The organism is Ensifer sp. Root127, assembly GCF_001425225.1.
GTDB classification, from domain to species: domain Bacteria; phylum Pseudomonadota; class Alphaproteobacteria; order Rhizobiales; family Rhizobiaceae; genus Ensifer; species Ensifer canadensis.
The window spans coordinates 376,188-397,765 of record NZ_LMDX01000054.1; the positions used below are offsets into that span (position 1 = coordinate 376,188).

19 protein-coding genes, 1 pseudogene and 1 riboswitch are annotated in these 21,578 nt (G+C 61.8%); of the genes and pseudogenes, 7 read left to right on the forward strand and 13 right to left on the reverse strand.

Going from position 1 to position 21,578, the window contains the following annotated elements; all coding sequences use genetic code 11:
* The 7 genes from ASD03_RS36880 to ASD03_RS36910 all read right to left on the reverse strand — a co-directional run bounded on the left by ASD03_RS36880 (position 1) and on the right by ASD03_RS36910 (position 8,241).
* Entirely contained in the window at positions 1–843 is an 843-nt protein-coding gene (locus tag ASD03_RS36880; RefSeq protein WP_057219187.1) for a class I fructose-bisphosphate aldolase, read from the reverse strand.
* Positions 816–2,564, reverse strand: a complete 1,749-nt coding sequence (locus ASD03_RS36885; RefSeq protein ID WP_057219190.1) for a glycerol-3-phosphate dehydrogenase/oxidase — start codon at positions 2,562–2,564, stop codon at positions 816–818. Before ASD03_RS36885 ends, ASD03_RS36880 begins: the two co-directional genes overlap by 28 nt.
* Positions 2,565–2,575: 11 nt before the next feature.
* Entirely contained in the window at positions 2,576–3,571 is a 996-nt protein-coding gene (locus tag ASD03_RS36890) for an aldo/keto reductase (protein WP_057219192.1), read from the reverse strand.
* Positions 3,568–4,578: a sugar-binding transcriptional regulator gene (locus tag ASD03_RS36895; protein WP_057209872.1), complete on the reverse strand. Its 1,011-nt coding sequence runs from the start codon at positions 4,576–4,578 to the stop codon at positions 3,568–3,570. The genes ASD03_RS36890 and ASD03_RS36895 overlap by 4 nt, the downstream gene beginning before the upstream one ends.
* 2 nt (positions 4,579–4,580) lie before the next feature.
* Positions 4,581–5,570, reverse strand: a complete 990-nt coding sequence (locus tag ASD03_RS36900; RefSeq protein ID WP_025429299.1) for an ABC transporter permease — start codon at positions 5,568–5,570, stop codon at positions 4,581–4,583.
* Positions 5,571–5,598: 28 nt separating this feature from the next.
* Positions 5,599–7,146 (reverse strand): sugar ABC transporter ATP-binding protein, encoded by a 1,548-nt coding sequence (locus ASD03_RS36905; RefSeq protein WP_057219194.1) that lies wholly within the window; start codon positions 7,144–7,146, stop codon positions 5,599–5,601.
* A 66-nt stretch (positions 7,147–7,212) separates the two neighbouring features.
* Positions 7,213–8,241 (reverse strand): substrate-binding domain-containing protein, encoded by a 1,029-nt coding sequence (locus tag ASD03_RS36910; protein WP_057219195.1) that lies wholly within the window; start codon positions 8,239–8,241, stop codon positions 7,213–7,215.
* A 233-nt stretch (positions 8,242–8,474) separates the two neighbouring features.
* Here ASD03_RS36910 and ASD03_RS36915 point away from each other — a divergent pair, with 233 nt between their 5' ends.
* Positions 8,475–9,461 carry a substrate-binding domain-containing protein gene (locus ASD03_RS36915; protein WP_057219197.1) on the forward strand — a complete coding sequence of 329 codons (987 nt, stop codon included), beginning with the start codon at positions 8,475–8,477 and terminating at the stop codon, positions 9,459–9,461.
* Positions 9,462–9,540: 79 nt separating this feature from the next.
* On the opposite strand, the gene ASD03_RS36920 is transcribed toward ASD03_RS36915, so the two are convergent.
* From ASD03_RS36920 to ASD03_RS36940, 5 genes are read right to left on the reverse strand one after another with little or no spacing between them, the layout of a single operon-like run.
* Positions 9,541–10,806: an ABC transporter substrate-binding protein gene (locus ASD03_RS36920; protein WP_057219199.1), complete on the reverse strand. Its 1,266-nt coding sequence runs from the start codon at positions 10,804–10,806 to the stop codon at positions 9,541–9,543.
* 22 nt (positions 10,807–10,828) lie between these two features.
* On the reverse strand, positions 10,829–11,665 hold the full coding sequence (locus tag ASD03_RS36925; protein ID WP_057219202.1) for a carbohydrate ABC transporter permease: 837 nt from the start codon (positions 11,663–11,665) through the stop codon (positions 10,829–10,831).
* Positions 11,662–12,576 carry a sugar ABC transporter permease gene (locus ASD03_RS36930; RefSeq protein WP_057219204.1) on the reverse strand — a complete coding sequence of 305 codons (915 nt, stop codon included), beginning with the start codon at positions 12,574–12,576 and terminating at the stop codon, positions 11,662–11,664. The genes ASD03_RS36925 and ASD03_RS36930 overlap by 4 nt, the downstream gene beginning before the upstream one ends.
* Positions 12,569–13,732 (reverse strand): ABC transporter ATP-binding protein, encoded by a 1,164-nt coding sequence (locus ASD03_RS36935; protein ID WP_057219205.1) that lies wholly within the window; start codon positions 13,730–13,732, stop codon positions 12,569–12,571. The genes ASD03_RS36930 and ASD03_RS36935 overlap by 8 nt, the downstream gene beginning before the upstream one ends.
* A complete protein-coding gene (locus ASD03_RS36940; RefSeq protein ID WP_057219289.1) occupies positions 13,729–14,565 on the reverse strand; it encodes a metallophosphoesterase in 837 nt (278 codons plus the stop codon). Before ASD03_RS36940 ends, ASD03_RS36935 begins: the two co-directional genes overlap by 4 nt.
* Positions 14,566–14,998: 433 nt before the next feature.
* Between ASD03_RS36940 and ASD03_RS36945 the strand changes: the two genes are divergently transcribed.
* From ASD03_RS36945 to ASD03_RS36965, 5 genes and pseudogenes are all read left to right on the forward strand, one after another.
* Positions 14,999–16,087: an ABC transporter ATP-binding protein gene (locus ASD03_RS36945; protein ID WP_057219207.1), complete on the forward strand. Its 1,089-nt coding sequence runs from the start codon at positions 14,999–15,001 to the stop codon at positions 16,085–16,087.
* Positions 16,088–16,119: 32 nt separating this feature from the next.
* On the forward strand, positions 16,120–17,418 hold the full coding sequence (locus ASD03_RS36950; RefSeq protein ID WP_057219209.1) for a PotD/PotF family extracellular solute-binding protein: 1,299 nt from the start codon (positions 16,120–16,122) through the stop codon (positions 17,416–17,418).
* Positions 17,419–17,591: 173 nt separating this feature from the next.
* Positions 17,592–18,422: pseudogene (locus tag ASD03_RS36955) on the forward strand (ABC transporter permease); the annotation flags it as partial.
* Position 18,423: 1 nt separating this feature from the next.
* On the forward strand, positions 18,424–19,245 hold the full coding sequence (locus ASD03_RS36960) for an ABC transporter permease (RefSeq protein ID WP_025429311.1): 822 nt from the start codon (positions 18,424–18,426) through the stop codon (positions 19,243–19,245).
* A gap of 5 nt (positions 19,246–19,250) precedes the next feature.
* Positions 19,251–19,988, forward strand: coding sequence for an aspartate/glutamate racemase family protein (locus ASD03_RS36965; protein ID WP_057219212.1), 738 nt, complete (start codon positions 19,251–19,253; stop codon positions 19,986–19,988).
* On the opposite strand, the gene ASD03_RS36970 is transcribed toward ASD03_RS36965, so the two are convergent.
* Positions 19,946–20,890 (reverse strand): LysR substrate-binding domain-containing protein, encoded by a 945-nt coding sequence (locus tag ASD03_RS36970; protein WP_057219214.1) that lies wholly within the window; start codon positions 20,888–20,890, stop codon positions 19,946–19,948. The two genes, ASD03_RS36965 and ASD03_RS36970, sit on opposite strands and share 43 nt — an antisense overlap.
* Before the next feature lie 130 nt (positions 20,891–21,020).
* Between ASD03_RS36970 and ASD03_RS36975 the strand changes: the two genes are divergently transcribed.
* Complete coding sequence (locus tag ASD03_RS36975) at positions 21,021–21,314, forward strand: hypothetical protein (protein WP_057209887.1); 294 nt, start codon at positions 21,021–21,023, stop codon at positions 21,312–21,314.
* Positions 21,315–21,352: 38 nt separating this feature from the next.
* Positions 21,353–21,573, forward strand: a riboswitch (cobalamin riboswitch).
* Positions 21,574–21,578 lie beyond the last annotated feature (5 nt).

Consider the following 21,578-nt stretch of genomic DNA (forward strand, 5'->3'; position numbering starts at 1 on the left):
TCAGCCTTGCTGATACAGGGCGAAGGCGGCTGCGCCATCGGCGTCATCGTGCACGATGGCCATCAAACCGCGAACGACGGCGCTCGGGTTTGCATGCTGGTAGATATTGCGCCCATAGACCATGCCCACAGCGCCCTGCCGTATCAAGGCCGCAGACTTGTCGAATACGGCACGCAGGTCCTCTTTGCCGCCGCCGCGCACCAGAACCGGGCAGCGGGCTGCCTCGACCACGCGGTGGAAATCCTCGGCATTTGTCGTCGGGTCGGCCTTGACGATATCGGCGCCCATCTCACGGGCGAGCCGCGTCAACGTGACGATTTTTTCCGCATCGCCATCGACCATGTAGCCGCCGCGCTCGGTGACCGGCTGCATGACCAGTGGCTCGATCATCAGCGGCATGCCGTATTTTTCGCAATCGGCACGGACGCGGGAAATGTTTGTGACGCACTGGCGAAAGAGGTCCGGTTCGTCGGGCAGCATGAACAGATTGACGACCACGCAGGCGGCATCCATCTCCAAAGCGCCGACCAGCGGTTCGGCCTCGTTCTGCAGCACAGCCCACATGTCGCGGTGGCGGATGCGATTATACGGGTTGCCCATGTCGATACGCATGACCAGAGCCGGCTTGTCCTTGCCCGGAAGGTCCTGGAGCAGATCGGCCTGGCCATAGTTCATCTGGATCGCATCGGGCCTGGCGTCGACCAGGGCCCTCACCACGGATTCCATGTTCTCAAGACCGTCGAGGAACGACGGTTCGTTGCAGACGCCATGGTCGATGGCCACGTCCAGGCAGCGTCCTGCGCCAAAAAGACGGTTCATCCGGACCTTGCGGTTGTTTCGCATAGTGCACTCCTTTGTTCGTTCCGTGCGGAAAGCATGTCTTCATCGACGCCGTGGCGTTCGAGGAGAAGGGTGAGAAAACGGGCACGTTCAAGTGCCTGGCGGCCGGCAGGCCAATGTTTTTCGGCCGCGAGCAATGCGAGCACGGCGTCCGTCATTTCGAGCGAAAGCTCGCCGGTGATCGCCAGCGTCGTGCGGCGAAGCAAGAGGTCGTCGAGTTGCTCGACCTTCTCGCTGCGGATCAGGAACTGGACTTCGCGGGTCGAATAATCAGGATGCGGAAGCGGCGCGTCGGGCGCGGCGGCGACGAATTCGGCGATGCGCCCGGCATCCGTGCCATAGCGCTCGAAGAGCGTGGCAACGCGCGGCGGCGAAAGGGTTGTGGCTGCGGCAACCCGCGCAATCCAGGCTTCCCGGTCGGCGGGGAAATCCCGGCCGCCACCAATCGCCCGGTCGGCCGTGGCCACGCGGCGAGGTCTAACCAGCCGTTCGAGCACGAGATCGGCAGCCAGCTCTCCGAAGGAGCGGAAGGTCGTCCATTTGCCACCGATCATGCATAAGACCGGCGGCCCGGCATCGGTAGTCTCGACGAAGGTACAATAGTGATCGCGCGGGATGCGGCCGGTAAAACTGTCCTTGCTCGCCGGCAGCGGCCGGACCCCGGAAAACTGGAAGACGACCTCATCGGGACGAACCTTGATCGTCGGCAGGACGAAGGCCAACGACTGGAGGATGTAGTCCCGTTCCGCCGTCTCGCATCGTACCGTTTCCGGATCGTCGACGCGAATGTCGGTGGAGCCGACCAGAACCTTGCCGAGATAGGGAAACAGGATGCAGATGCGCCCGTCCTCATTCTCGTAATAGATCATGTGTCCATCGAGCGCGCGGGTCAGATCGTCGTTGTTGATGATCAGATGCGACCCTTTGGTGCCGCCCATCAACGGTGCCGGCCGGGCCGGTTCGGAAAACAGGCTCTGATTGGCGATGTCGATCCAGCCGCCGGTGGCGTTGATGATCAGTGTCGGCTCGATCGAAATCTCAGCACCGGACATATTGTCTCTGACAGCATAGCGCCCGGGAGCGGTCAGCTTCAGCTCGGCATAGTTGACAGCGCGCGCATGGGTGCCAGCCGAAAGCCCGTCCTGAAGCAGCTCGATGCCGAGGCGCTCGGGCTGACTGACCCAGGCGTCATAATAGGTCGCGGAATTCTTGATCGCCGGATTGAGCGCCGGCCATCGGCCAAGCGTCGCGCGCCGGCCGCGAAACTCATGGCGCGGCATCATGGCGCGCTTGCGCGTCAGGAAATCGTAGATCGCCAGCCCCGCCTTGATGACGACAGCGCCACGGCGGCTCGGCCGCCGGCTCAAGCCAAGGAACCGGACCGCGCCGTTGGCGATGCCGGAGAACACGTCGAACACGGGAACCGTCGTCGGTAGTGGACCGACATAGTGCGGCGCGTTGCGAAGGAGCCGGTCGCGCTCGACAAGCGATTCCCGCACCAGGCTGAATTCGCCGTTTTCGAGATAGCGCAATCCGCCATGAACCATGCGCGACAGCGCGGCGCTGGCGCCGGAACAGAAATCGTGTTTCTCGACGAGCACGACATTGACGCCCTGCAGCGCCAGCTCGCGAAACACGCTGAGGCCGTTGATGCCGCCGCCGAGGACGCAGACGTCCACCTTCGGGCTCTGGCGGAGCCCGTCAAAAATCTCTTCTCGGTTCATGATGGCGTCCGTTACCTATCCATGTGAGCGAGCTTCGCCGCTATCGCTTCATCGATCGCCGCGAGGTCCTGGCCGTCGAGCCGGATTGTGCCTGCACGGGCGTTGTCGAGCGCCTGCGCCGGATTGCGCGCGCCGCACAACGCAAAGGTCACGCCGGGCTGGGCAAGCGTCCATGCAATGACCGTCTGGGCGATGCTGGCCGCATGCTTTTCGGCGATGGGCCGTATCGCCTCGGCAAAGGCCGTCGCCTTCTCACGGTTACCGACGGAGAAGCGCGGGTTGTCGCGGCGCTGATCGTCTCCGGCAAACACCCGGTCCGGGCCTACGGTACCGGACAAGAGGCCCAGGGCCAGCGAGGAATAGCTGAGCGTGGCGACACCGTTAGCAGTCGTCAGCGGCAACAGTTCCGCCTCGATCTCGCGATCGATCATGCTGAAACGCTCCTGGATCGCGTCGAGGCGGCCGGTGGCGATATAGGCGTCCAGCTCGGACCGGTCGACGTTGCTGGCGCCTATCGCGCGGATCTTGCCGGCATTCTTCAGGTCTTCCAGCGCCCGCACCGTCTCCTCGATCGGCGTGGTCGGGTCCTGCCAATGGGTGATGTAGAGGTCGATATAGTCCGTCCTGAGCCGTTTCAGGCTCTCTTCGACCTCGTGAACGATGGCGTCGCGACCGAGGTAGCGATGAACAGGCTTTCCGTCCTGGTCGAAGAAATGACGCCCCTTCGTCGTATGCCAGACGAGGCCGCATTTGGTTGCGATCACCGCCTTGTCGCGGCGGCCGGCCAACGCCTTGCCGACGATTTCCTCCGAACGCCCGAGACCATAGGCGGGAGCCGTATCGATCAGGGTCACGCCGGCATCGAGCGAGGCCTGGATCGCGGCGATCGACGAGCCTTCGTCCGTTCCGCCCCACATCCAGCCGCCGATCGCCCAGGTGCCGAGCCCGACGGCGGATGCCTTGACACCGGTGCGGCCGATCTCGCGCGTCAACTGTTCATTGCTCATGCCGAAAGTCCCTTTTCGCTTGCCATGGCAAGGATGCGCTCGCCGGTCGCCTCGTCGGTCACGAGTGTATCGAGATGCCTGCCGCGCAGGACGCTGAGAATGGGGCCGGCCTTGTTCGGCCCGCTCGCCACCCCGATCTTGGTCGGGATCGACGCGAACTCGTCGAGCGTCAGCGAGACGAGCGAGCGGTTGAGGCTGTAGTCGCAGACCCGTCCCTGGTCGTCGAGCAGGTGCGCAAGCAGTTCGCAGCTTGCGCCGGAGCGTTTGATCGCGTCACGATCGGTGCTCGAAGACGGGTGCAGGTCGTAGTAGCTCGAATCGTCGGAAAGGATCGAGCCGATGCCGACGATCGCGACCTTGGCTTCCCTGGCGCGCTTGAACACGTCGGCCACCGAGCGCATGTTGATCAGCATGGCGCGCTCCGCGGCACTGTCGGCAAAGAGCGGCGCATGGATCTGATAGGACCTGCCGCCGAGCCGATCCGCCAGGAGGGTCGAGACGTGGTTGACGTCGGTGTAGTGCTTGCCCTGCACGCAGCCGGTCGCCGGGATCACCTCGACATCCAGGCGCCGTGACGGGTGCAGACCGGCAACGACGGCGCTGACGCCCTTGCCGCCGGTGATGCAGATGGTGTCGCCGTCGGCAATCTCTTCCATCAGCAGCCGGGCGGCAGCCTCGCCCACCGCCTGCAGCGCCGTCTGCTGGTTGTCCGACACGGTCGGAACGACGACGGCACGGCTGATGCCGCCAAGCGCCAGCAATTGCTCCTCCATGTCGACCAGCGGCTCGACGGGAGACTTGATCTTGATTTCGACCAGGCCGAGCTGGCGTCCGCGCTTGATCAGGCGGTTGACCGTCGGCTGCGAGATGCCGAGCCGGTCGGCAATCTGCGACTGCGTCAGGCCCTCGAGGAAGTGCAGCACCAGTGCCTGATGCATCTGCCGGGCAACGACGAGTTCCTCGCGTGCACTGGAAATGAGGTTCTGATTGGGCTTGGCGATCGGCATGTTCAGATGGCCTTCCGCTTGTGCAGGAAATGATCGATGGAGACGGCGGCAAGCAGAATGCAGCCCTTGATCATGTCCTGCCAATAGACCGAGACGTCGAGCAGGATCAGCGAACTGGTGACGACCGACAGTAGCGCGATGCCGAGGATGGCGCCGAGGATCGTTCCTGATCCACCGTTGAGCGAGGCCCCACCGATGACCGCGGCCGCAATGATGTTGAGTTCCATGCCGACGCCGAAGGTGGGCGTGGCGGCGCCAAAGCGCGACATGTAGATGACGCCGGCGACACCGGCGAGCGTCGAGCAGAGCACGGTTACCCAGAACTTCACCTGCTTGGTCTTGATGCCGGAATAGAGCGCCGCCTTCTCGTTGCTGCCGGTGTAGAACACCTTGCGAAATGCGGTCGCCCGGCGCAGCAGGAAGTCGAACAGGATTACGACGGCGACGAAGATCAGGATGACATAGGGCACGCCATGGAAGGTGCCTTGGCCGACGGCCTTGAACGATGCCGGCATGGTGAACAGCGACAGCGGTGTACCCTTGGTGATGACGAGGCAAAGTCCGCGCACGATCACCATTGCCGCAAGCGACGTGATGAAATGGTTGAGCCCGACCACGGTGACGAAGAAGCCCATTATGGCGCCGATGAGGCTGCTAGCGAGGATCCCGAAGAGCGAGGCCGTCCATGGATCGACCCCGGCGAGGAACAGCGACCCCGCGAGCACCATGGCGAAGCAGACGACCGAGCCGACTGCGAGATCGATACCGCCGACGATCAAGAGGATTGTCATGCCGACAACGACGATGCCTTCGACTGAGAAGCTCATCAGCATCGCGCGCATGTTGCCGAAGGTGAGAAAGTGTGGCGAGGCAAAGCTCATGACGATGCCGAGCGCAAGAATGATGGCGATCAGCCCAGCCTCGCGCATTGTGCCGATCCGTCGCCAGGCCGGAACCTGAACCTGCGTTGCAACCACCGTATCGACTGCCATTTCCGCCTCCCCATTCCGTCTGCTTGTTTCAGGCAACATGCTCGGCCGCCTTGATTTTCTGTGGTTCGCCGTGCTGCCCGACCCCGGAGGCAAGGCGGATCACCGCCTCCTCCGTCATCTCGGCCTCGCCGAGTTCGCCGGCAATGCCGCCCTCGCGCACAACCAGCACTCGGTCGCACAGCCCCAGAAGTTCGGGCAGTTCCGACGAGATGACGACGATGCCGATGCCCGAGCACGCGAGATCGCGCAACAGGCGGTGAATTTCCGATTTGGCGCCGACGTCGATGCCGCGCGTCGGTTCGTCCATGAGAATGACCTTCGGCCGCACCGCGAGCTGCTTGGCGATGGCCACCTTCTGCTGGTTGCCGCCCGAGAGCGACGATACCGGCATGGCGATACCGCCCATGCGCACGCCGAGCCGCCGGGTGAAATCGCGGGCGAGGTCCGCTTCCGCCTTCGTGTTCATCAAGCCGAGCGGCCCGGTCAGCGTCTTCAGATCCAGCACCGAAATGTTCTGAGCGATCGACATGTCGACGAACACGCCGGAGCCCTTGCGATCCTCCGAGAGGTAGACGATGCCGGCGTCGACCGCGTTTCTGTAGTTGCCGATCGTCTGCTTCTTGCCGTGCAGCAGCACGTCGCCGCGAACCTTCCGGCGCAACCCGCAGATCGCCTCGGCGATCTCTGTGCGGCCGGAGCCGATCAGCCCGCCGATCCCGAGAATTTCTCCCCTGCGCAGCTCGAAGGCGACATCATGAATGCGTTCGCCGTCGCTGAGACCCCGAACCGACAGGATGACCTCGCCGGACTGTTCGCCTTGTGCCTGCTTCGGCGGATAGAGCTGCGTGATCTCGCGGCCGACCATGCGGCGAACGACATCATCGGGCGTCACATCGGCAATGTACTCCGTCGAGACGTGGCGGCCGTCGCGAAAAACGGTGACCCGGTCGCACAGGCTGAAGATTTCGGCCATGCGATGGCTGATATAGATGATGGAAATGCCCGCAGCCTTCAGGTCGCGGATGATGCCGAAAAGCGCTTGCGCTTCGGCCTCCGTCAGCGCCGCCGTCGGCTCGTCGAGGATCAGCACCCGGCAATCGAGCGTCAGCGCCTTGGCGATCTCGACCAGCTGCTGGCTGGAAATGGTAAGGTCGGCGACCTTGCGGCACACGTCGATCGGCGCCAGCCGGTTCATCACGGCTTGCGCATCGCGGGCAAGCGACGCGTAGTTCATCAGCGGCGAGCGCCGCCGGTTTGTCGCGGCCATGAACATGTTTTCCGCCACCGTCGCGTCCGGGCAGAGCGCGATCTCCTGGTGGACAAGACCGATACCGAGCGACTGAGCTGCGGCCGGCGATAAGATCTTCGTCGGCGTGCCGTCGACGAGGATTTCGCCCTCGTTCGGCTGCAGCACGCCGGCGATGATGTTCATGAGCGTGGATTTGCCGGCGCCGTTCTCGCCGCAAAGTGCATGGATCTCGCCCTTTTCGAGGTTGAAATCCACATTGGTCAGCGCCTTCACAGCCCCGAAGTGCTTGGTGACGTTGCGGACCTGAAGGACCGGCTGCGATATCATCGCCTTCTCCACTCTCAATCGTTTGACCGGCTATCCGGACATCCGGATAGCCATGTCAAAAGCCCCTTACTCGTCAATGCCCTTGGTGCCGCGGCGCTTCAGGTACTTGTCCCAGTAAAAGTCATCCGCATTGGCGGCGGTGACGATGGAGAGACCGTTGTCGACGAAGGGAATGCTCATCGGGTTGAAGCCGGAACGCTTGGCGTCGTTCATCGGGTCGATGAGGTCGGGGTGCTTGGCCAGCCAGAGCAGCATGAAACCCATATAGCCCTGCATGCCCTGGTTCGGGTTGATCGAGCCGAACACTTCGCCGGCCTTGATCATGTCGAGGATGTTGGCGTTGACGTCGGCGCACATGACGAGAACCTTGCCGCCGCTTTCTTTGCTCGCCTGGGCGGCACCGATCGCCGAGTTGGCTTCGGGCATGAAGACCGCGCCAAGGTTCGGGTTGGCCTGGATCAGGCTCATCAGGCCCTGATAGGCCTTGTTCGGATCCTGGTTGGAGGCGGCGCGGCCGACGAGTTTCATGTCGGGCCACTTTTCAGCCATGCGGCCGACGAAAGCGGTAATGCGCTTGTCGTGGTTGTCCTGGCCGGGGTTCTCCAGAACGGCGTACTCGCCCTTGCCGCCCATCTTCTCGGCGATCGCATCGGCGGCATAAACGCCTTCGCGGGTATTGTCCGAGGTGATGAACGAAATGCGCTTGGAGAGCGGCGAATCGGCGGCGAAGGTGACGACCGCGGTGCCCTGGTCGATCGCCCGGTTGATCGGCTCGATGAACGGATCCGAGTTCATCGGATGAACAAGGATACCGGCCGGGTTCTGCGCCAGCGCCTGATCGAAAGTGGCGATCTGCTTGTTGACGTCATATTCCGGGGTGCCGGTATATTCGGTCTCGCAGCCGAACTGCTGGCCGGCCTGCTTGAACATTTCATAGACCGGGAACCAGTATTCGACGCCCGAAACCATGACGTTCATGACGTATTTTTCGCCGGGTTCGCAGCGAAACGGGTTGGCCGTCTCCGCGCTGGCAGGGCCAGCCAGAAACGTCGTTGCAATGACCGCCAGTGCGGTCGAGCTCAAAAAAGTGCGCAAGCGTCCTCCTCGAGGCCAAAGCCCCTCCCAAAAACCAATCGTGCAGTCAGAAATGACCGCTGATGTGTGAGTTTGTCGGAACTCCTCCTCGACCTCCGACTGTGGTGATTAAAACGACGACCAAGGCTTCTGTCAATATAATTCATGGCATGAATAATAATTCATGCCAGTTCTGCAGTGGGTGGCGCAATCGGTTCAATTTCCTGTCACGGATGTTCGCTAGACACCGGCAAATGGCAACCCTTCAGCAAATCGCCTTTCAGGCCGGCTGCTCGTTGGCAACCGTGTCACGCGTCCTCAACGGCGAAGGCCCGGCAAGCGACGAGATGGTCCGCCGGGTCCGTCGCGCCGCAGCCGAGCTTGGCTACCGACCGGCGACATCGACCGCTCGAGGGACGAGCCGCGGCAGTCCCGTGGTCGGCGTGCTCGTCCCAAGCGTGACCAACCCGGTGTTTGCCGCATCGCTCGCTGGCATCCAGCACCGCATGCATGCGGCCGGCCACGGAGTATTGATCGCCCAATCAAACTACGATCCGTCGCTGGAGGCAAAGGCAGTAAGCGCCTTGCTCGAACAAAGGCCGACCGGCCTCATTCTTACGCTGTGCAATGCACAGACGAGTGAGGTGCTATCAGCGGCCCTTCCGCCAACAGTGTTGCTCAACAATCTGCCGGTCCCGCGTTTTGCCGCTGCAGTCACAGTCGACAATCATCGTGCGGGCCGAGAGATCACACGGCATGTCCTGCAAAGTGGACACGCCCGAATCCTTTACGTCTCCGGCCATTTCGCCTCCTCTGATCGAGCGCGGCTGCGCTACGAGGGTTACAGCGCGGCAATGAAAGAGACAGGTCTCGCGCCGCTGGAAAGCGTGGAAATCCGGTTCGTTGACGGCTATGAGCACCTCGAACTCACCACCGCGATCGAACGGCATCGGCCAACAGCGATCATCGCCTCCAACGATCTGCTGGCGCTGGGCGTCATCAGCGCCCTCAGGCGCGAGGGCCTTTCGGTGCCGGGCGACGTTTCCGTGGCCGGCTTCGACGGCATCGCCATCGGCCGCCTGATGAGCCCATCGCTGACGACGATGACCATGCCCGACGGCGACATGGGGGTGGCCGCCGCAGCCATGTTGCTTGATATCGCCGAGAACGCCTCGCAGTCCCGCCATCTGCGCCTCGGCCATCGACTTTATGTCGGTGAGACGGTGCAGCAATTGCGCTAGGCGAAACTGAGATCACCACCCCGCAAAATCTCGCGGGATGGTCTCGGTTTCAACGACCAAGTGGGCCGATTGGCGCCGCTTAGCTGCGCGGCAGCAGCCCTTCCACTTCGGCCGCTGCATCCTCGAGCGCCTCCTGCGGCGTCGCAGTCTGCTCGACGACACGCGAGAGGTTCTCGACGATCGACTGCGTCACCTTCACGCTGTTGGTACCAGGAAAGGCATACCATGGCATCATCCGCGGCATCTGCTCGAGGCCTGCACGAAACAGCGAGTTCTCCTTGTAGAAGTTGGCGAGATATTCGGGCGACGTTGCGGCCAGTTCATTGTTCGGCACGTAACCGGTGCCGGGCACCACCACCGATGCGCCATAGGGGCCAGCGGCGAACTTCGCAAACTTCCAGGCCGCCGCCTGCTTCTCGGCGTCGCGGGTGAGGATGACCACCGCGTTGCCGCCCGTCGGCAGCGTGCCGTTTTCCGGATCGATCAGCGGGATGTGCGCGGTGCGCAGGTCGAACTTGCTACCGACATTCTTGATGGTGTTGCGAAGGGCGCCCGTGGTCTGGAAGGCAAAACCGACCTTGCCGGCAACGAACGCCTGTTCGCCGGCCTGTTTGGTCAAAACCGGAAGGCCACCTTCCTTGACCATACGATCAAGCACCGCGATCGCCTTCTCGCCCTCCGTGCCGTTGAATGCAACCTTGCTTTCGTCTTCGTTGAGCATGTGACCGCCGGCGCCGAAAAGAAGTGCGGAGAACATCCAGTCGTCGCCCTGCCAACGGAAGTCGATGCCTTCGTTGCCGTCGCCGAGCGCCTTGATCTTGCCCCCGAGCGCGATCACTTCGTCCCATGTCTTGGGCGGGCTGTCCGGGTTGCCGCCAGCTTTGCGAACGAGGTCGGCGTTGTAGTACATGATCGGATTGGAGGTCGCGAAAGCGAGACCGACCTGTTTGCCGCCGACCTGGGCGAGCTTCAGGATGTTGTCCGAAAAGCCCTGCTCGGCCATGTTGCCGTCCTTGGCGAGGAACGGGCCCAGGTCGACTGGAATGTCGCGCTCACTGACCATGCGAAGGCGATTCAGCCCGATGAACGTCAGGTCAGGCATCTCAGCCGTGCCGGCCTGGCGCATGATCGTCTGAATGCCTTCTTCATAGGTCGCCGACGGATTGGCGAAGGTAATCTTGACGTCGGGGTTTTCCTCCATGAACTTCTTCGAAATCGTGTCCATCACGTCCTTGAAGAAGCCTGGCATCGGATAGTGCACAGTCAGCACCGTTTCGGCATGAGCCGCAACGGTGAAGGTCATTGAGATCGCGGCGGCCGCGAAAAGCTGCTTGAACTGCTGCATGACGTACTCCTGGTTGGACCGGTCAGCCTTTAAGCCCGGTCATGGTGATGCCCTCGACAAAACGCTTCTGTGCAAGCAGGAAGGCGGTGATGAGAGGAAGGGTGATGATCAGAGTGGCCGCCATCAGCGCGCCGTAGTCGTCGCCTGCTTCGGCCGCTCGGAAGTAGAGAAGTCCGAGCGGCGGCGTAGCGTAATCCTGGTTGGTCACGACGATCAGCGGCCAGAACAGATCGTTCCAATGGGCAACGACCGAAAAGATCGCAAAGGCGGTAATCGCCGGCCAGGCATTGGGCACGACCACCCGAGCGACGATGCCGCCTTCCGACATGCCGTCGAGGCGTGCCGCCTGGATGAGATCGTCCGGGATGGCGCGGAAGAACTGCAGGAACAGGAAGATCGCGAACACCGATATAGAGAACGGAGCGACGAGCGCCAGATAGCTGTTGAGCACCGACAGCCGGTCGAAGGCGACATAGAGCGGCAGTGCCGTCGCGTGGATCGGCACCAACAGACCGATCATGACGAGCACCATCATCGTGCGCGCCGCCCGGAACTTCAGCTTGGCCATGGCATAGGCGCACGGAATGGCGACGACCACCTGCACGACGAAAATGAGAGCGCAGACGATGACCCCGTTCATGAGCAGCGTCCACATCGAGACCCGCGAAAGGGCCTTCGAGAAATTCTCGATGTAGGACCATTGCTGCGGAATAAGCGATAGCGACGACGAGAAGATCTCGCTCTGCGCCTTGCCGGCGGTTGAGATCATGAAAATGTAGGGAGCGAAAAAAATGAGCGCCCCGAGCGAAAGGACGGCGAGCCGCATGATGCGCCCCAGGGAAAGCGAGGTCGTGATCATGCGTAGTGCACCTTCCGGTCGAGGACGCGGTATTGCAAGAACATCAAGGCGACGAGGATGGCCAGGAACACGACCGTCATCGCCGAGGCGTAACCGACCCGGAGATAGACGAAGCCCTCCTGGTAGATGGTGAAGAGCAGCACTTCCGACGCCTTGTTCGGGCCGCCTTCGGTCAGGGTCTTCACCGTCTCGAACACCTTGACAGAATTGATGATGCTGATCGTGGTGACGAAGAGCGTCGTCGGTCCGAGCATCGGCCAGGTAACGAGGCGAACGCGATCGAACCATGACTTGGCACCATCGACCTCCGCTGCCGCATAAAGCTCGCGGGGGATCGCCGTAAGGCCGGCCAGAAACAAGACCATGTTGAAGCCGACCGATTGCCAGACGCCGATGATGGCAAGGCCATAGAGAACCGTTCCAGAGGCGCCGAGCCAGTTCGGGCCGGCGATACCGAAATAGGCGAGAAAGGCGTTCACCGGGCCGATCGTCGGATGAAACAGGAACTGCCAGACGGTGGCCATGGCGACGAGCAAGGAGGCCACTGGCAGGAAATAGACGGTGCGGAAGAATGCCCTGCCGCGGGTCTCGGCTTCGATCAGCATGGCGATCGCCAGCGCCAGCACGATCGATACCGGAGCGACAATGACCGTGTAGACGGCGGTATTCCAGAGCGACCGGCGGAAGGTACGATCACCGGCAAGCTCGGCATAGTTCTCAAAGCCGACAAACCGGAAGCCGGCATAGCCGAGCTCGAAATCGGTGAAGCCGAGGACGATAACTGCCAGCGTCGGCAGGAGGATGAACAGGAACAGGAGCACGATTGCCGGCAGTGCCAGCAGCCAGGCGATGCGCGCCTCGCGTGCGGCCGGCTCGACGGCAGTATGATCCACGGTCGCGACGCTAGACATTGGCCGTCTCCAGACTGGCGGCAACTTCGATCGGTCGTGCCGCCATGCGCTCGCCGCCTTGGCCGAAAAGCATCACGCGATCAGGCACGACATCGAGCCCCACCGGTCTTCCAGCCGACAGTGCCGCCGCCTCGGAAGGTGTCGATTTACTGGTGATCGTCTCGCCGATCGCGTCGAGACGGGCATGGACGATGACCTCCGAGCCCAAGAACTCCAGGCGTTCGACGCGAGCACGCAGCATGCCGCCTTCGTCGGTGCGGAGCCGGGCGAATTCCGGCCGGAACGCGACCATGACCGGCGTCTCTCCGGCGCGGCGTTCGCCGGCCAGGACCAGTCCGCCGAAACGGACGACACCAGAGGCATCCATGCGGGTCTCAAGCACGTTGATCTTCGGCTGGCCGAGAAAGCGCGCAACCTCGATATGAGCCGGGTTGTCGTAGATCTCCCTGGGGTCGGCCAGTTGTAAGAGGTGGCCACCGATCATCACCGCTACACGGTCGGCCATCGACAAGGCTTCCGACTGATCATGCGTGACGTAGAGCGTCGGCACGCCGGCGCGGCGATGCAGATCGACGATTTCGCCGCGCGCGTGAACGCGCAGGTTCGCGTCAAGATTGGAGAGCGGTTCGTCCATCAGGAACACACTCGGCCGCCGGACCATGGCCCGCGCCAGCGCCACGCGTTGCCGCTGACCACCCGACATCTGCCCGGGCTTGCGGGTCAGCAGGTGATCTATTTTCAGCGACGACGCCATCTCGTTGACCTGACGCGCTATGTCGGCGCGGATCTGCCGCTGACCCGGCAACAGGTTTCCAATGAAAGGCAGACGCTGCATCGCGGTCAGCCACCGCATGGCGAGCGGAACGGCAATGTTCTGACCCGCGGTCAAATGCGGGTAGAGCGCGTAGGATTGAAAGACCATGGCAATGTTGCGATCGGCGGCCCGCACCCGCGACACGTCGCGACCGGCAATGGCGATATTGCCATGATCGGCGTGATCCAATCCCGCCACAATCCGCAGAAGCGTGCTCTTGCCGCATCCGGATGGCCCGACAAGCGCAATAAACTCACCCGCTTCCGCCTCGAAGGCAATGTTCTTCAGGATGGTGTTTCCACCATAGGATTTGGCGATACCTCGAAGCGAAAGCACGCTCATCGAACCGCCTCCACGAGCGCCTTTGCGGCGCGCGGATAGACCTCTTCGATCACGTGATCGAGGATATGCGTCGTCAGCCCAGGCACGGCGACGATCTCGCTCGAAACCTGGCGGCCCTCGAAACGATGCACAACCGCGCCCACCAGCCGTTCACCGGGCATCTCGCGCTCAAGGGTATCGACGATAAAGGATGTCGGCGGAGCCCATACGAGGGATGTCCCGTCATGCTCGCCGGTCCAGGCCCAGTGAAGGTGGCCGCTGGCGTGAAGCGCGACATTGCGGCCGGCCATCAGGTCGAAGAGCCGCTGGCGTTGACGCGGCCGCACGCTCCAGTAGCCGGTGTCGCCCTCGCCCGGATCATCGACGAAAAGCGGTTTATGCGCGAAGATCGCGACCGGGCAATCCCCCGCGGTCTGCAATTGTTCTTCGAGCCAGCCGAACTGCCGTTCGTCCTCCTCGTCATCGAAGCCAAAGAGCTGACTGTTCAGGCCGATGAAACGCCAATCACCACGGTCGGAGGACCAATAGTCCGGGCCCGCGTGGGCTCTCCAGCGGGCAAGACGGACGGGATCGACCGGCTGGCCTGAGCCCGGCAGATGCCCGACGTCATGGTTGCCCGGCACCATCAGCACTGGTGCGGAAAGCTGCGCCATCAGTTCCACAGCAAAAGTGATGTCTTCGAGGTGATCGGCTCCGTCGATCGTCAGGTCGCCGGTATGGATCACCAGATCTGGCGCCGTCGCCTCGATCCATCGGAAGACAGGCTCCCAGTTGTCGGTGAAATGCGATTTCGACGGGCTGAGATGCGTATCGCTGATCTGGATGATCTTCACGGAATTCGGGCCTCCGACCATGGTCATTGCGCATGTCGTCCGGAAGCCGTGTCGCTCCCGTTCGGTGCTTAGGTCGCACTGTTTAGGGAGCTGTCTTGTCAGTTTGGTAACAGACGTTCTCAGCTGTTTTTCAGTTTCTCCATGAAAGCGTCACGTTCCGACGTCCATGCGCGACCGTGATGGCGGGTGGAGGAAAAACGGACTGGCTTCTCGCCAAAAGGCGCGTGGTGCCTGTGCTCAAAAATTCACATGATCGTATACAATAATTGGCGAATATTGACGACAAAAGCTCATTTCGTGAGCAGAAGGTTGTTGCGCCGGATACTGCGGATTCGGCGGTGACACTAGATTCCTAAACGAAAATATAGAGTTATCGTCGCCGCACGAGATTGGCACGTTTGATGCTTCTTCCCTGTCATCAGGAGAAGCCATCATGCCGAAAGCCGCCGAAATCGATATCATATCTGTTTCCAAGATCTACGGCGCGACAACCGCCGTGCACGCCATCAGCCTCAAGATCCCCGCAGGCAGCTACTGCTGTTTTCTGGGGCCGTCGGGCTGCGGGAAGACATCCACGTTGCGCATGATTGCCGGCCACGAGAGCATTTCGTCCGGCGACCTTCGTCTCGGCCATGTCGTCGTGACCGATTTCCCGCCGGCCCGCCGCAATACGGCGATGATGTTCCAGTCCTACGCCCTGTTTCCTCATCTCGACCTCGTCGACAATGTCGCCTTCAGCTTGAAGATGAAGGGCGTCGACAAGGAAACACGCCGGGCCAAGGCGCTGGCCATGTTGAGGCTGATGCAGATGGAGGCCTATGCCGGCCGTCGGCCGGCGCAGCTTTCGGGCGGACAGCAGCAGCGGGTGGCACTCGCACGCGCCTTGATCACCGAACCGGAAGCTCTGCTGCTCGATGAGCCATTGTCGGCGCTCGATCCATTCCTCAAGATCCGCATGCGGGCAGAGCTGAAGAAGCTGCAGAAAACGCTGGGCATCACCTTCGTCCATGTCACGCACAGCCAGGAAGAGGCCATGGCTTTGGCCGACCTGATCGTGGTGATGAACGATGGCCGCATCGAGCAGGCGGCAGCGCCACGTATCGTCTTCGAGCAGCCGGCAACCGCCTTCGTCGCCCGGTTCATGGGCGACCACAATGTGCTTTCGGGCCGAGTGAGCGCCATCCGTGACGGGATCGTCGAGATGGAGGCGGCCGGTGGCCCGAGGTTTGCCGTTCGCGACATCGCACAGGAAATCGGTGCGCCAATCGACATCGGCATCCGCACCGACCGCGTTCGCCTCGAGCCTGCCTCGGAAAAGACCCTCGGTTTTCAGGCGGTGGTCTCCAACATCGAATATCGCGGCGCTTCGGTGAAGTTGACCGTCAGTGGCGCCGGCAGCGACGACTTCACAGTGATCGTCAGCGATGCCGACTATTTCAACAAAACCGTGTCGGTCGGCGACGCGGTGTCCCTGAGCTGGGCCCTGGAGGATGTCGTCCCCCTCGGTCGCCTTTCAGCATGAGTGACCAACCATCAAAAAAAGGGGAACTGCGCATGACGAATGAAACTACACCGAAGACCTCGAAGGAGGGCCTGTCCCGACGCACGCTGCTCAAGACCGGTGCGGCGGCAATCGGCGCGATTGCCGGGTCCGGGGCGATCACCGGCTTTCCGACGATCTGGGCGCAAAACCCGATCACGCTGCGCCAGTTCGGCACCGGCGTTTCCAACATCAATGCCATTGCCGAGAAGTGCAAACAGGATCTCGGCATCACACTGGAAATGACTGCGACGGATTCGGACGCCGCGGCCCAGCGGGCAGTGACGCAGCCCGATTCCTACGACGTCGCCGACATCGAATACTGGATCGCCAAGAAGGTCTTCCCGGCCGGAGTGATGCAGCCGATGGATGTCTCGAAAATCAAGTACTACGACAAGATCGTCCCGCTGTTCATCGACGGCAAGCTGAAGCCCGAAAGCATTATCGCCCAGGGCACCGCCCCGCACACCGTCGGCTTTGTCGAGGCGCAGGCTTCCAGGACCTTCGCGAAGTCGCCGACCCAGTGGATGACGCTCATTCCGACGATCTACAATGCCGATACCCTCGGCATCCGCCCGGATCTCGTCGGCCGCGACATCACGAGCTGGGCCGACATCATGGATCCGGCCTTCAAGGGCAAGGCCGCGATCCTCAACATCCCGTCAATCGGCATCATGGATGCCGCCATGATCATGGAAGCCTTGGGCAACGTCAAATATGCCGACAAGGGCAACATGACGACGGATGAGATCGACCAGACGATCGACTTCCTCATTAAGGCCAAGCAGGACGGTCAGTTCCGCGCTTTCTGGAAATCCTTCGACGAGAGCGTCAACCTGATGGCCTCCGGTGAAGTGGTGATCCAGTCCATGTGGTCACCGGCCGTCGCCGCCGTCCGCTCGAAGGGGATCGCGTGCAAATACCAGCCGCTCAAGGAAGGCTATCGCGCCTGGGGTGGCGGCCTCGGCCTTGCCGCCCATCTCCAGGGCGCCCAGCTCGACGCGGCCTATGAATACATCAACTGGTACCTGTCGGGCTGGGTCGGCGCCTATCTCAACCGTCAGGGCTACTATTCGGCCGCCATGGACACGGCCAAGGGCTTCATGTCCGAGGACGAGTGGGGTTACTGGGTCGAGGGCAAGCCGGCAAAGGGCGATATCCTCTCGCCGGAGGGCAAGGTCATGGAGAAGGCCGGTGCCGTGCGCGATGGCGGCTCCTTCGAAGACCGCATGGGCAAGGTCGCCTGCTGGAACTCGGTCATGGATGAGGATCGCTACATGATCAAGCGCTGGAACGAGTTCATCGCGGCTTGAGGCAGACGAAACGCCCTCGCTGCGGCGCGCCCTCGAATGGGGCCGCCCGCAGCGAGCGGAACCTGACGAGCAACGCGAGAGGATGAACAATGGCGGTAGTGGCAATTTCGCAGCCATCGGAGGCCTTGGCCGGTAGACCCAGCAGTGTCCGTGCTTGGCTGCAAAGGCTGGGCGCCTATCTGCAGGCGCTGCCGCTCATCCTCATTCTCGGGTTCTTCTTCGTGCTGCCGATCCTGACGATTCTTGTCGTCAGCTTCTGGGACTACGACTTTGCCGGGCTTTATCCGGACTTCCTGACCATGAACTATGTCGACACGCTCGGTTCGTGGGTGACGTGGAAGACCTATCTCAACACGTTGAAATTCACCGCCCTCGTCTGGTGCCTCACACTCTTGATCGGCTTTTGGGTCGCCTATTTCCTCGCATTCCACGTGCGCACGACGACCATGCAGATGGTGCTCTTCCTCATCTGCACCGTGCCGTTTCTAACCTCCAACATCATCCGCATGATCTCCTGGATCCCGGTGCTTGGACGCAATGGCCTCGTCAATTCGACGCTGATCGACCTCGGCATCATTCCGCAACCGATCGAGTGGCTGCTCTATTCCGATTTTGCTGTCGTGCTTGCCATGGTTCACCTCAATACGCTCTTCATGGTGACGCCGATCTTCAACACGCTGATGCGCATTGACCGTTCGCTGATCGAAGCGGCGCGCGACTGCGGCGCCAGCGGCCGGCAAGTGCTCTGGAACGTCATCCTGCCACTCGCCAAGCCCGGCATCGCCATCGGCTCGATCTTCGTCGTCACCCTCGTCATGGCCGACTTCTCGACGGTTCAAGTTATGTCGGGCGGACAGAGCGCTTCGGTCGCGCTGATGATGAAGAACCAGATGTCACTGCTGCAATATCCGGCTGCGGCCGCCAATGCGGTAGTGCTGCTGATCGTCGTGCTCCTGATGGTCGCCGCGATCCTTCGGGTCGTTGATATCCGAAAGGAACTCTGAGATGAACCATGAGCGGCGCACCCTTGAATTCTACCTGCTCGCGGGCTTCTTCGCCCTGTTCGTGCTGTTTCTCTACGGGCCGTTGTCGGCGGTGCTGATCCTGTCCTTTCAGGGGCCGAATGGCGGTCTCACATTTCCGTTGAACGGACTTTCGCTGCACTGGTTCTACAATCTCTTCGAGAAACAGGCGGTCGGCGACTTCGGCGCGTCCTTCCGCCGCTCATTCACGCTGGGACTGATGGTGATGGTGGTCAACGTCGTCGTGGCGCTCCTCGCCGGCCTTGCCTTTCGCCACCGCTTCAAGGGGGCGACGGCCCTCTTCTACCTGACCGTTGCCAGCCTGGTCGTGCCCTCGATCATCATCTCGCTCGGGATCGGTGTCGTCTTCCAGCAGTTTGGCCTGAAGCCCGCCTGGTATTCCTCCGGCTTCGGCGCACATCTTACCTGGACCCTACCCTTTGGCGTCTTGATCATGTTTGCCGTCTTCAACCGCTTTTCGCCGGCCTATGAAGAGGCGGCCCGCGATCTCGGCGCCACCCCGTGGCAGACGTTTCGGCATGTGGTGCTGCCGATGATAGCGCCGAGCCTGATCGGGGTCGGCCTCTTCGGCTTCACCCTTTCCTACGACGAGTTCGCCCGTACACTGATGACCTCGGGCAGCTACAACACCCTGCCATTGGAAATCTACGGAATGACCACCAATGTGACGACGCCGGTGCTTTACGCGCTGGGCACGGTCACGACGCTCTTCTCCTTCACCACCATCCTCGTCGCGCTTGCCGTCATTCTGACGCTTCGTCGGCGGCAGGTAAAAATGAGCTAGGTTCGATGCGCATTCTGATCGTCAATCCGAACACCACCCTATCCATGACCGAGAAGGCGGCGGCCGCAGCCCGCGCCGTCGCGGGCCCGAACACGGAGATCATCGCGAGGACGTCCAAGTCCGGACCGGCTTCGATCGAAGGCCACTATGATGGCGCGATCGCGCTTCCGGGCGTGCTCACCGAAATCCGGGACGGCGAAGCGGCAGGCGCCGACGCCGCCGTCATCGCATGCTTCGACGATACTGGTCTGGAAGCAGCCCGCGCGCTTGCCCGCATCCCCGTGGTCGGGCTTTGCGAATCCGCTGTGGCGACGGCCGCCATGCTTGCTCAGCGTTTCACCGTCGTGACCACACTCGAGCGGTCGCGTGTGCTTATCGAGAACCTGGTCATACGCTATGGGATGAGTGCCCGGACGAAGGTTCGCGCTGCGGACATCCCGGTGCTGCAGCTTGAGGACAAGGCTTCGCCCGCGTTGGCGAAGCTGCGATGCGAAATCGAGCTGGCGCTCGTTGAGGACGGCGCCGAGGCGATCGTGCTTGGCTGCGCCGGGATGGCCGATCTTGCGCGCGCACTTCAAGCCGAATACGGCGTTCCGGTCATTGATGGCGTATCGGCAGCCGTCAAGCAGGCCGAGGCGTTGGTGTCGCAAGGACTGACGACCAGCAAGCGCGGCTCCTATGCTCCGCCGCTCAGCAAATCCTATTCAGGTCTTATGAGCGCGCTCGCACCGATCTCGGCTTGAGACCGTACCGAGGGAAGCTCTCCGGCCACGGCGGCCAGCTGCGCGTTCGATGTGGCGGCTTCGGTAATGATCCACTCGCGAAACACCTGGATCTTGTTCTGCCGCCGGTGGCTTTGCGGATAGACCAGCCAATAGGCACGGCCATCCCTGACCACATGGTTGAACGGCCGGACGAGTTTTCCGCTGCGAAGCTCCTCAATCACAAAGGTGGAGACGACCATGGCAATGCCATGATCGAGCAATGTGGTGGCCACATCCATTGCCTGGACGTCGAAGATCAGCTCAGTGCCATTGCTGGCCGGCGGTTCCACGCCCGCTTCGGTCATCCAGCGCCGCCACCAGCTGGCGTTGCCGAAGCGCCTCACCATGAGAACGTCGGCCGGAACCTTCAGCTGATGTTTTTCCAGGAACGTCGGCGTACAGACGGGCATGTATTCGATCGGGAAAAGAGGAAACACTTCATTGCCCGACCAGTCGCCGTTGCCGCTGCGCACCACGAGATCAATCGCATCGCGCTTGAAGTCGATCAGCTCCGTGGACATGTGCACGCGAATGCTGATGTTTGGATGGGCTGTCTGAAACGAGGCGAGCCTGGAACCAAGCCAACTTGAGACGACGGTTGGCAGTACCGAGATGTGCAGGTGATGCTCGGTCTTGTCGGCAATCTCGGAGAACGCCGTACCCAGTAGATCGAGCGCCTCGGTCACCTTCGGCGCAAGCTGCCGTCCGGCAGCCGTCAAGCGCACTTCCCGCGGCAGACGGACAAACAGCGGCGTGCCGGTGCGGTCCTCCAGCAGTCGGATTTGATAGCTGACAGCGGCTTGCGTCATGCCGAGCTCCTGCGCCGCGCGGGTGAAACTCAAGTGCCTGGCTGCGGCCTCGAACGCGCGCACCGCACTCATGGGGGGAATCTTGCTCATGAAGTGAGATAAGCATTCTTTATGGCAGCATGCGAGAAATCGCTTTGCGCGAAACCACCAAAATCCTCAATTTTCTCGCGAACACATCACCACAGAACTGAAGGGGTTAGCAATGCTTAGCGCACTGCGATCGATCATCCTCCACGTCTGGACTTCGGCCAAGAGAGCTGCCGACGCCACGACGACCATCGATACATTCAGCGAGTTCCAACTGAGGGACATCGGCCTGACGCGAGACAATGACAGCATCCGGGCGCGCGCGGGCGATGTTGCTGATCCGTGGCAGCACGTAGCGGGCTCTGATCCGGGCGGTGCCCTTTCGCCGCAGACGCCAAATGATGAAGTCGCGTCGCCGCCCTCGCGACAAGCTTTCGACCTCGGCCGAATGGAGAAAATAAAGACATAAACATTTCTTTATACGATTGACGCCGTCGACTTTGCGGGGCATTGTCGAACAATCGTGGTTCTGCGGCTCGTCTGACGACAGGCCGGAGCTAAGAGGGAATTCGGTGCGGCGCTGCAAGGCGCTCATGCCGGAGCTGCCCCCGCAACTGTAAGCGGCGAGCGGTCGTCCAATGATGTCACTGAGGGAGACGCCTCGGGAAGACGGGACGGTTCGTGTTGACCCGCAAGCCAGGAGACCTGCCGCGATAGATAACGTCCACGGGCG